The sequence below is a fragment of the Bacteroidota bacterium genome (assembly GCA_016721765.1).
Classification (GTDB): Bacteria; Bacteroidota; Bacteroidia; order UBA4408; family UBA4408; genus UBA4408.
On record JADKHO010000001.1, the window covers coordinates 1,212,241 to 1,226,191 of the forward strand.

The following is a 13,951-nucleotide window of genomic DNA, read 5'->3' on the forward strand; positions in this document are numbered from 1 at the left end:
ATGAGCTTGAAAATTACACGTCTACTACCGAAAACATTTCTACTTTTCAGCACCCTATTATTTTTATCCACAAGAACCTTAGCGCAAATATGTGGTTTGCCTGGGTCTGATGGACCGGCAACGCCAAGTGCTAGCGTTAATACATATTTCCCTTCGGCAGTACCCGATTCGGTAGCTGCAGGAGCAAGCTCAATTGCATTGGGGGCAACAAGTGGAACTTCTATTACCGCAGGTGACTTGGTGTTAATTATCCAGATGCAAGGGGTTAGGATTAATACTTCAAATTTAAATTCCTATGGGGATGGTGTCGCGGGTATTCCGGGTGCTGGAAATTCTACTTCAGGTACAGATTATATTGCAGGAAAATATGAATATGGAATTGCAACAAATACAGTTACCGCTGCCGGAGGAACATTGAATTTGCAAAACCCATTAACCAATTATTATGTAAGCAAAAATGCAAGTACAGCTTCAGCACCCTATTATGGGAATTATAGATTTCAAGTAATTCGCGTACCACAATATTCAAGCGTAACACTTACCGGAAATATTACAACTCAGGCCTGGGATGGCGCCAAAGGTGGAGTATTTGCAATGGATGTTTCGGGGAATATGAATTTTGCAGGTTTTACAATCAGTGTAGCAGGCAGAGGATTTAGAGGAGGGGGAGGTAGACAATTGGGAGGAGCTGCCGGAACTTTTAATACGGATTATATTACCCTTGCAACTCAAAATGCCAATGGTTCTAAAGGGGAGGGTATTGCTGGAACGCCAAGGTATTTAAACAATGCAGGAGCTTTATTGGATAACACAGTTGAAGGTTACCCATTGGGTAGCTATGGCCGAGGCGCTCCCGGAAATGCCGGTGGAGGCGGAACAGATGGTAATCCAACCTCAAATGATCAAAACTCCGGTGGTGGTGGTGGCGGAAATTTTAGTGCTGGAGGTCGTGGGGGTAACGCTTGGAATAATGCACCCATACCGGGTGGCGATGGCGGAGCAGCATTTGCATCTGTAGCGAATAGCCGATTAGTTATGGGTGGAGGTGCCGGAGCGGGCACTTCAAATAATGGAACAGGTACACCAGGTTCAGGGTTTGCATCCAGCGGAGGTGCCGGAGGTGGGATTGTTATGTTGAGAACAGGTTCAGTGTCAGGAACTGGAAATATAAATGCTGATGGAGTAGCTCCAGGTATGACTCCCAGCAATGATGCAAGTGGTGGGGGCGGTGCAGGAGGTTCAGTAATTTTTACAGCGGCAAATACTGCTGGATTAGCAAATATAACGGTGACAGCGCGTGGCGGTGATGGTGGTTCTAATACAGGTGGTGGTGCCGATCATGGTCCCGGCGGCGGCGGTGGCGGCGGCGTAATATATTCCAACGGTACAATTTCAGCAGGCTCATCAACTGCTCAAGGAACAAATGGAGTTACTTTTTCTGGAAACGTTTATGGTGCGCAAGCCAGTACAGTTGGATTTGCCAATTTTAGTGCATCAAATGATAACATTCCTAATGGTGTAAGTGGGTCAGCATGTTTGCCTGTACTTACAGTAACAAAATCAACATCAACACCCGGACCAATTGACCCTTTAGCAAATGCTACCTACGAAATAGTGGTTTCAAATGCCGCAGGAGCCGGTGCTGCTGCAGGAGTAACAATTTCTGATAATTTACCTACCCCCACTTCCGGTACCATAACATTTAATGGAACGAGTTCAGTTGTTCTTGGGGGCACCATACCGGCCACTCGTCCAAGTACTACAAATCCAACAGTTGGCTCAACTGCTCCGGCTTGGGGTTCATTCACAATTCCCGGAGGGGCCAGTGTAACACTTACTTTTACAGCAGCATATTCAGCATTGGTTAACAATGGATTGTTTCAAAATCCTGCAACAGTTTCGTTTACGGACCCTACCAGAACTGTAGGTAGTGCAACAGTAAGTCCGGGTGGAACTTATTCAGTTGGTGGAACCGTTGGCGGATCGAATTACAATTCTGCTTCCTCAAGTAATGAAGACGTTAGGGTTTGTAATAGTGCAGCTGCCGGCCCCGACCAAACTTTAGGTCTTTGTGGAACTACAGCCACTTTAGCAGCAAATAATCCACAAATAGGAGCTGGTTTATGGACGATTATTGCCGGTGTGGGCGGAAGTGTAACCACACCAAGTTCACCTACCTCAACATTTACAGGCGTTGCAGGTTCAAGCTATACACTTAGATGGACCATAACAGCTGGAGTTCCGTGCGGAACCACATTTGATGATGTTTTAATTTCTTTCAGTTTAGGAGCAGCCGCAACAGCTTCAAATGCCGGTCCCGACCAAAGTGTATGTGCTGCAAGTGCTACATTGGCAGGAAATACATCAGTTGGACATACCGGTTTATGGACAGTTGTTTCGGGTGTTGGAGGTTCATTTGTATCGAATACAACAAACAATACTACCTTTAATGGAACCGCAGGGGTATCTTATACTTTAAGATGGACATTAACAAGGACTGCTTCCGGTTGTACTTCTTCTGACGATGTTGTAATTAACTTAGTTGCTAATCCTTCTCCAGCTGCAAACGCAGGACCAGATCAGAGTGGAGCAACTTTGTGTGGATTGAGTGCTTCACTTGCCGGAAATACACCAACCATAGGCACTGGGACATGGAGTATAATTAGTGGAGCTGGAGGTACTATTGCATCACTAAATTCGCCGACATCAACATTTAGCGGTTCATCTGCAACAGCATATACCTTAAGGTGGACTATTTCTAATGCACCCTGTGCGAGTTCAACTGATGATGTTGTTGTAACCTTTCCAACTCAACCCAATACAGCAAATGCAGGTCCTGACCAAACACGACCATGCAATGCGACTACTGCAACGCTTGCAGCAAATAGTCCAACAGGATCAAATACAGGGGCATGGTCCGTAATTTCCGGGACCGGCGGAAGTTTTTCATTAGCTACTAATCCAAGTGCAACGTTTACCGGAACAGCAGGAAGAACTTATGTATTGAGATGGACAATTACCAGTACAACCTGTGGTACATCGACTGATGATGTTACCATTATTCTACCCAATACTCCAACTGCCAATGCAGGCCCCGATCAAACAAACGGATTAACCTGTACAGTAACAACATTGACTTTGGCCGGTAACGTTCCTTCGGGATCTACCGGATTATGGACAATTGTAAGCGGGGCAGGTGGTTCTTTTGCGGATGCAACTGCTTATAATACAACCCTCACGGGAGTGTCGGGAACTGCTTATGTGGTTAGATGGACTTTAACAAATGCTTGTGGGTCTAGCTCTGATGATGTTAATATAACTTTTAATGCACAGATAACGGCAAACGCCGGACCTGACCAAGCGAGTGTTTGTGGAACATCAGCTACTCTGGCTGCAAACAGTGCTTCACCTAAAACCGGAACATGGTCAATAATTGCCGGTGCGGGAGGTGCGGTAACTTCTGTGAATAGTGAAACGTCTACCTTCACTGGAACAGCCGGAACATCCTACACCTTAAGATGGAGTATAAATAACAGTCCTTGTTTTAACTCTCAGGATGATGTAGCAATATCGTTTGCAACTGCGCCAACCACTTCCAATGCCGGACCAGACCAAACTGCAGCTGCAACTTGCGGGCTCACCAGTGTAACACTTGCGGCAAATAATCCAACCAGCGGAGTAGGAGCCTGGACAATAGTATCCGGAACCGGTGGTTCTTTTGCAAATGCGGCAGTAAGAAATACGACATTTTCGGGTACGGCCGGAAGTGCTTACACACTTCGTTGGACAATTTCAACAGGCTGTGCTTCCAGCACAGATGATGTGCTTATAACATTTAACCAAAACCCTACTACGTCTAATGCCGGAAGCGATCAATCAAGTTGTTTAACAAGTGTTGTGCTTGGTGCGAATACACCCATAATTGGAACAGGTACTTGGAGTATAATTAGTGGAGCGGGTGGAAGCTTTAGCTTAAACACCAATCCAACAGCTACCTTTACCGGAACCGCGGGTGTTACCTATGTTTTACGTTGGACCATTGCAAACGCTCCCTGTACAGCAAGTACAGATGATGTAAGCATCGCGCTTTCAACAGGAATAACTGCTAACGCGGGGCCCGACCAGAATATTTGTGGAACAAATACAACGTTAGCCGCCAATAATCCAACTCTTCCTTCTGTTGGTGCTTGGACAGTAATTAGCGGTGTTGGTGGTTCCTTTTCTAATGCATCCAGTGCCTCTTCTACTTTTACAGGAGCAGCCGGTACATCTTATACGTTAAGATGGACGGTGACCACACCTTCTTGTCCAACAGTTACAGATGACGTTGATATTAATTTTAATACGGCCCCAACAGCTTCAAATGCGGGCACTGACCAAAGTGTATGTTTATTAAATGTTGTTTTAGCTGCCAACACTCCTTTGGTAGGAACAGGAGCATGGAGTATTGTATCAGGTGCAGGTGGCAGTTTTGCCCTTGCCTCTAATCCAACAACAACTTTTACCGGAACTTCAAATACCAATTATGTTTTAAGGTGGACAATTACAAACGGTGGTTGCACGAGCACAGATGATGTTGCCATTAATATACTTCAACTTGCTAATAATGCAAATGCTGGCACGGATATCACAACTGCTTGTGGTACTGTTACCACTGCTCTGAATGGCAATGGTCCAGGAGGAGGTCATACCGGGTTATGGACTATTGTTTCGGGTTCACCAGCAGGTTCTTTTTCTAATGCAACTTCCTCAAGCTCTAATTATACAGGAACAAGTGGAGTTAGCTATGTTTTAAGATGGACCAGAACACGAACTTCTTCTGGATGTACCTCTTCCGATGATGTAAATGTTACTTTGGCTGCGAATCCTACAACAGCCAACGCTGGAGCAGATCAAACAGGGTTGTCAACTTGTGGATTAACAATTGTGGCTTTAACTGCCAACACTCCAACAATTGGTACCGGAGCATGGTCTATTATTAGTGGCACCGGTGGGTCATTTGCAAATACCGCAAGCGCAACCTCAAATTTTAGTGGAACAGCAGGTACAACTTATGTTTTGCGCTGGACAATTTCTACCTTAACTTGTGGTAACTCAACCGATGATGTAACCATCACCTTCAACAATAATCCAACTACCGCGAATGCAGGAGCGGATCAAGTAAATCTTTGTGGCGTAACCAGTACAACACTTGCCGCAAACGCTCCAACAAATGGCACAGGAACATGGACAATCATCAGTGGAGTTGGCGGTTCATTTAGTTTAAATACCAATCCGGCAGCGACCTTCACAGGAACACTCGGAACCACTTATGTATTGAGATGGACGATTGCTAATGCACCTTGTACCAGTTCAACGGATGATGTAACAATTACTTTTAATAATAATCCAACAACTTCAAATGCAGGAGCGGATCAAGTAAATCTTTGCGGAGTAACATCAACAACACTTGCAGCAAACACACCAACCATAGGAACAGGAACCTGGACTATTATAAGTGGCGTTGGAGGTTCATTTAGTTTAAACACCAATCCGGCAGCGACCTTCACAGGAACACTCGGAACAACTTATGTATTGAGATGGACAATCGCCAATGCACCTTGTACCAACAGCACAGATGATGTAACGATTACATTTAATAATAATCCAACCACATCAAATGCAGGAGCGGATCAAGTAAATCTTTGCGGTGTAACCTCAACAACACTTGCAGCGAATACACCAACAAATGGCACAGGAACGTGGACCATAATAAGCGGAGTGGGAGGAAGCTTTGCACTTAACACAGATCCAGCTACCACTTTCACAGGAACACTTGGAACTACTTATGTTTTAAGATGGACAATCGCCAATGCACCTTGTACCAGTAGTACAGATGATGTAACAATTACTTTTAATAATAATCCAACCACATCAAATGCAGGCGCAGATCAAGTAAATCTTTGTGGCGTAACCAGCACAACACTTGCGGCAAACGCTCCAACAAATGGCACAGGAACCTGGACTATTATAAGTGGCGTTGGAGGTTCATTTAGTTTAAACACCAATCCTGCAGCGACCTTCACCGGAACACTCGGAACCACTTATGTATTAAGATGGACGATTGCCAATGCACCTTGTACAAATAGTACGGATGATGTAACTATTACATTTAATAATAATCCAACCACCTCGAACGCAGGTGCAGATCAAATAAATCTTTGTGGCGTAACAAGCACAACACTTGCTGCCAACACACCGACAGTAGGAACTGGAACTTGGACAATCATATCTGGAGTTGGTGGTTCATTTAGTTTGAACACCAATCCGGCAGCAACCTTCACAGGAACACTTGGAACAACTTATGTATTGCGATGGACGATTGCTAATGCACCTTGTACCAGCTCAACGGATGATGTAACCATCACCTTCAACAATAATCCAACAATAGCAAACGCAGGTGCAGATCAAACGAACCTTTGTGGCGTAACAAGTACCACACTTGCAGCAAATACCCCAACAGTAGGAACAGGAACTTGGTCAATCATATCTGGAGCAGGTGGAAGCTTTGCACTTAACACAGATCCAGCTACCACTTTCACAGGAACACTTGGAACTACTTATGTATTAAGATGGACGATTGCCAATGCACCTTGTGCTAGCGGCACGGATGATGTAACGATTACTTTCAATAATAATCCAACCACATCAAATGCAGGGGCAGATCAAGTAAATCTTTGTGGTGTAACATCAACAACACTTGCTGCAAACGCACCAACAAATGGCACAGGAACATGGACTATTATAAGCGGAGTTGGTGGTTCATTTAGTTTAAATACCAATCCTGCAGCAACCTTCACAGGAACACTTGGAACAACATATGTATTGAGATGGACGATTGCGAATGCACCTTGCACCAGTAGTACAGATGATGTAACAATTACTTTTAATAATAATCCAACCACATCAAATGCAGGCGCAGATCAAGTAAATCTTTGTGGCGTAACCAGCACAACACTTGCAGCAAACGCTCCAACAAATGGCACAGGAACATGGACTATTATAAGCGGAGTTGGTGGTTCATTTAGTTTAAATACCAACCCGGCAGCTACCTTCACAGGAACACTTGGAACTACTTATGTTTTAAGATGGACAATCGCCAATGCACCTTGCACCAGTAGTACAGATGATGTAACAATTACTTTTAATAATAATCCAACCACATCAAATGCAGGAGCGGATCAAACGAATCTTTGCGGTGTAACCTCAACAACACTTGCAGCGAATACACCAACAAATGGCACAGGAACGTGGACCATAATAAGCGGAGTGGGAGGAAGCTTTGCACTTAACACAGATCCAGCTACCACTTTCACAGGAACACTTGGAACTACTTATGTTTTAAGATGGACAATCGCCAATGCACCTTGTACCAGTAGTACAGATGATGTAACAATTACTTTTAATAATAATCCAACCACATCAAATGCAGGCGCAGATCAAGTAAATCTTTGCGGAGTAACCAGCACAACACTTGCAGCAAATACACCAACAAATGGCACAGGAACGTGGACCATAATAAGCGGAGTTGGTGGTTCATTTAGTTTAAATACCAATCCTGCAGCAACCTTCACAGGAACACTTGGAACCACTTATGTATTAAGATGGACGATTGCCAATGCACCTTGTACTAGCAGCACGGATGATGTAACGATTACTTTCAATAATAATCCAACCACATCAAATGCAGGGGCAGATCAAGTAAATCTTTGTGGTGTAACATCAACAACACTTGCTGCAAACGCACCAACAAATGGCACAGGAACATGGACCATAATAAGTGGAGTTGGTGGTTCATTTAGTTTAAATACCAATCCTGCAGCAACCTTCACAGGAACACTTGGAACAACATATGTATTGAGATGGACGATTGCCAATGCACCTTGTACAAGTAGTACGGATGATGTAACGATTACATTTAATAATAATCCAACAACATCCAATGCAGGCGCAGATCAAGTAAATCTTTGTGGCGTAACCAGCACAACACTTGCAGCAAACGCACCTACAAATGGCACAGGAACATGGACTATTATAAGCGGAGTTGGTGGTTCATTTAGTTTAAATACCAATCCTGCAGCGACCTTCACCGGAACACTCGGAACAACTTATGTATTGAGATGGACAATCGCCAATGCACCTTGTACCAGTAGTACAGATGATGTAACAATTACTTTTAATAATAATCCAACCACATCAATTGCAGGAGCGGATCAATTAAATCTTTGCGGAGTAACAAGTACAACACTTGCAGCTAACTCACCTACAGTAGGAACCGGAACTTGGACAATTATAAGCGGAGTTGGTGGTTCATTTAGTTTAAACACCAATCCTGCAGCGACCTTCACCGGAATACTCGGAACAACTTATGTATTAAGATGGACAATCGCCAATGCACCTTGTACCAGTAGTACAGATGATGTAACAATTACTTTTAATAATAATCCAACCACATCAAATGCAGGAGCGGATCAAGTAAATCTTTGTGGCGTAACCAGCACAACACTTGCGGCAAACGCTCCAACAAATGGCACAGGAACATGGACAATCATTAGTGGAGTAGGCGGTTCATTTAGTTTAAACACCAATCCTGCAGCGACCTTTACCGGAACATTAGGAACAACTTATGTATTGAGATGGACGATTGCTAATGCACCTTGTACCAGCTCAACGGATGATGTAACAATTACGTTTAATAATAATCCAACCACATCAAATGCAGGAGCAGACCAAACGAACCTTTGTGGAGTAACATCAACCGCACTTGCAGCCAACACACCGACAGTAGGAACTGGAACTTGGACAATCATATCTGGAGTTGGGGGTTCATTTAGTTTGAACACCAATCCGGCAGCAACCTTCACAGGAACACTTGGAACAACTTATGTATTGCGATGGACGATTGCTAATGCACCTTGTACCAGCTCAACGGATGATGTAACCATCACCTTCAACAATAATCCAACAACAGCAAACGCAGGTGCAGATCAAACGAACCTTTGTGGCGTAACAAGTACCACACTTGCAGCAAATACCCCAACAGTAGGAACAGGAACTTGGTCAATCATATCTGGAGCAGGTGGAAGCTTTTCACTTAACACAGATCCAGCTACCACTTTCACAGGAACACTTGGAACTACTTATGTATTAAGATGGACGATTGCCAATGCACCTTGTACAAGTAGTACGGATGATGTAACGATTACTTTCAATAATAATCCAACCACATCAAATGCAGGGGCAGATCAAGTAAATCTTTGTGGTGTAACATCAACAACACTTGCTGCAAACGCACCAACAAATGGCACAGGAACATGGACCATAATAAGTGGAGTTGGCGGTTCATTTAGTTTAAACACCAATCCTGCAGCGACCTTCACCGGAATACTCGGAACAACTTATGTATTGAGATGGACAATTGCCAATGCACCTTGTACCAGTAGTACAGATGATGTAACCATTACTTTTAATAATAATCCAACAACCGCCAATGCAGGAGCTGATCAAACCAATCTTTGTGGTGTAACCAGTACAATACTTGCTGCAAACGCTCCAACCAATGGAATAGGAACTTGGACAATCATAAGCGGAGTGGGAGGAAGCTTTGCACTTAATACAGATCCGACAACAACTTTCACCGGAACTTTAGGGACAACATATGTATTAAGATGGACAATCGCCAATGCACCATGTACCAGCTCAACGGATGATGTAACCATCACCTTCAACAATAATCCAACAACAGCTAATGCCGGAGCAGACCAAGTAAATCTTTGTGGAGTAGCTTCAACAACACTTGCAGCCAACACACCAACCGTAGGAGCAGGAACTTGGTCAATCGTATCTGGAGTGGGAGGAAGTTTTGCACTTAACACAGATCCAGCTACCACCTTCACCGGAACGCTCGGAACTACTTATGTTTTGAGATGGACAATTGCCAATGCACCTTGTACCAGCAGTACCGATGATGTAACAATTACATTTAATAATAATCCAACCACAGCAAATGCAGGAGCAGATCAAACGAACCTTTGTGGTGTAACAAGTACCGCACTTGCAGCAAATACCCCAACAGTAGGAACAGGAACTTGGTCAATCATATCTGGAGCAGGTGGAAGCTTTGCACTTAACACAGATCCAGCTACCACTTTCACAGGAACACTCGGAACCACTTATGTATTAAGATGGACGATCGCCAATGCACCTTGCACAAGTAGTGCGGATGATGTAACAATTACATTTAATAATAATCCAACCACATCAAATGCAGGAGCGGATCAAACGAATCTTTGCGGTGTAACCTCAACTACCTTAACAGCAAATGCACCGGCAATAGGAACAGGAACATGGTCAATCATATCTGGAGCAGGTGGAAGCTTTGCACTTAACACAGATCCAGCTACCACCTTCACAGGAACACTCGGAACCACTTATGTATTAAGATGGACGATCGCCAATGCACCTTGCACAAGTAGTGCGGATGATGTAACAATTACATTTAATAATAATCCAACCACATCAAATGCAGGAGCGGATCAAACGAATCTTTGCGGTGTAACCTCAACTACCTTAACAGCAAATGCACCGGCAATAGGAACAGGAACATGGTCAATCATATCTGGAGCAGGTGGAAGCTTTGCACTTAACACAGATCCAGCTACCACCTTCACAGGAACACTCGGAACCACTTATGTATTAAGATGGACGATTGCTAATGCACCTTGTACCAGCTCAACGGATGATGTAACGATTACGTTTAATAATAATCCAACAACATCCAATGCAGGGGCAGATCAAACGAACATTTGTGGTGTAACATCAACAACACTTGCTGCAAACGCACCTACAAATGGCACAGGAACATGGACTATTATAAGCGGAGTTGGTGGTTCATTTAGTTTAAATACCAATCCTGCAGCAACCTTCACCGGAACACTCGGAACAACTTATGTATTAAGATGGACAATCGCCAATGCACCATGTACCAGCTCAACGGATGATGTAACCATCACCTTCAACAATAATCCAACAACAGCTAATGCCGGAGCAGATCAAGTAAATCTTTGTGGAGTAGCTTCAACAACACTTGCAGCCAACACACCAACCGTAGGAGCAGGAACATGGACAATCATTAGTGGAGTAGGCGGTTCATTTAGTTTAAACACCAATCCTGCAGCGACCTTCACCGGAACACTCGGAACAACTTATGTATTAAGATGGACGATTGCTAATGCACCTTGTACCAGCTCAACGGATGATGTAACAATTACCTTTAATAATAATCCAACAACCGCCAATGCAGGAGCTGATCAAACCAATCTTTGTGGTGTAACAAGTACAACACTTGCAGCAAACGCACCAACCAATGGAATAGGAACTTGGACCATAATAAGCGGAGTGGGAGGATCATTTAGTTTAAATACCAATCCTGCAGCGACCTTCACCGGAACATTAGGAACAACTTATGTATTAAGATGGACGATTGCCAATGCACCTTGTACAAGTAGTACAGATGATGTAAACATTACGTTTAATAATAATCCAACCACTTCAAATGCAGGAGCAGATCAAGTAAATCTTTGTGGAGTAACTTCAACAACACTTGCAGCCAACACTCCAACAGTAGGAACTGGAACTTGGACAATCATAAGTGGAGTGGGAGGAAGTTTTGTACTTAACACAGATCCAGCTACCACCTTCACCGGAACGCTCGGAACAACTTATGTATTGAGATGGACAATCGCCAATGCACCTTGTACCAGTAGTACAGATGATGTAACCATTACTTTTAATAATAATCCAACAACCGCCAATGCAGGAGCTGATCAAACCAATCTTTGTGGTGTAACCAGTACAATACTTGCTGCAAACGCTCCAACCAATGGAATAGGAACTTGGACAATCATAAGCGGAGTGGGAGGAAGCTTTGCACTTAATACAGATCCGACAACAACTTTCACCGGAACTTTAGGGACAACATATGTATTAAGATGGACAATCGCCAATGCACCATGTACCAGCTCAACGGATGATGTAACCATCACCTTCAACAATAATCCAACAACAGCTAATGCCGGAGCAGATCAAGTAAATCTTTGTGGAGTAGCTTCAACAACACTTGCAGCCAACACACCAACCGTAGGAGCAGGAACTTGGTCAATCGTATCTGGAGTGGGAGGAAGTTTTGCACTTAACACAGATCCAGCTACCACCTTCACCGGAACACTCGGAACCACTTATGTATTGAGATGGACGATTGCTAATGCACCTTGTACAAGTAGTACAGATGATGTAACCATTACTTTTAATAATAATCCAACCACTTCAAATGCAGGAGCAGATCAAGTAAATCTTTGTGGCGTAACATCAACAACACTTGCAGCCAACACACCAACCGTAGGAGCAGGAACATGGACAATCATTAGTGGAGTAGGCGGTTCATTTAGTTTAAACACCAATCCTGCAGCGACCTTCACCGGAACACTCGGAACAACTTATGTATTAAGATGGACGATTGCTAATGCACCTTGTACCAGCTCAACGGATGATGTAACAATTACCTTTAATAATAATCCAACTACCGCCAATGCAGGAGCGGATCAAGTAAATCTTTGTGGCGTAACCAGTACAACACTTGCCGCAAACGCTCCAACAAATGGCACAGGAACATGGACAATCATCAGTGGAGTTGGCGGTTCATTTAGTTTAAATACCAATCCGGCAGCGACCTTCACAGGAACACTCGGAACCACTTATGTATTGAGATGGACGATTGCCAATGCACCTTGTACAAGTAGTACAGATGATGTAAACATTACTTTTAATAATAATCCAACCACTTCAAATGCAGGAGCAGATCAAGTAAATCTTTGTGGAGTAACTTCAACAACACTTGCAGCCAACACTCCAACAGTAGGAACTGGAACTTGGACAATCATAAGTGGAGTGGGAGGAAGTTTTGTACTTAACACAGATCCAGCTACCACCTTCACCGGAACACTTGGAACAACTTATGTATTAAGATGGACAATAGCCAATGCACCTTGTACCAGCTCAACGGATGATGTAACAATTACTTTTAATAATAATCCAACAACAGCCAATGCCGGCGCAGACCAAACCAATCTTTGTGGAGTAACCTCAACCGCACTTACAGCCAACACACCAACCGTAGGAGCAGGAACTTGGTCAATCGTATCTGGAGCGGGAGGAAGCTTTGCACTTAATACAGATCCGACAACAACTTTCACCGGAACTTTAGGAACAACATATGTATTGAGATGGACGATTGCTAATGCACCTTGTACCAGCTCAACGGATGATGTAACAATTACTTTTAATAATAATCCAACCACATCAAATGCAGGAGCGGATCAAGTAAATCTTTGTGGAGTTACAAGTACAACACTTGCAGCAAATACCCCAACTGTAGGAACAGGAACTTGGTCAATCATATCTGGAGCAGGTGGAAGCTTTGCACTTAACACAGATCCGACAACAACTTTCACCGGAACTTTAGGGACAACATATGTATTAAGATGGACAATCGCCAATGCACCTTGTACCAGCAGCACTGATGATGTAACCATCACCTTTAATAATAATCCAACAACCGCCAATGCAGGAGCTGATCAAACCAATCTTTGTGGAGTAACATCAACCGCACTTGCAGCCAACACACCAACCGTAGGAACAGGAACCTGGACTATTATAAGTGGCGTTGGAGGTTCATTTAGTTTAAACACCAATCCGGCAGCGACTTTCACAGGAACGCTCGGAACTACTTATGTATTGAGATGGACAATCGCCAATGCACCTTGTACAAGTAGTACCGATGATGTAACAATTACATTTAATAATAATCCAACCACGTCAAATGCAGGAGCGGATCAAACGAATCTTTGCGGTGTAA

1 protein-coding gene (cut by a window edge) is annotated in these 13,951 nt (G+C 43.7%); it reads left to right on the forward strand.

Annotated elements, in window-relative coordinates:
* A protein-coding gene (locus IPP32_04285) for a hypothetical protein (protein ID MBL0047300.1) crosses the window boundary here: on the forward strand, window positions 1-13,951 show its 5' portion. It continues 5,717 nt past the right edge of the window; only the first 13,951 of its 19,668 coding nucleotides appear in the window; it begins with the start codon at window positions 1-3; the stop codon falls past the right edge of the window.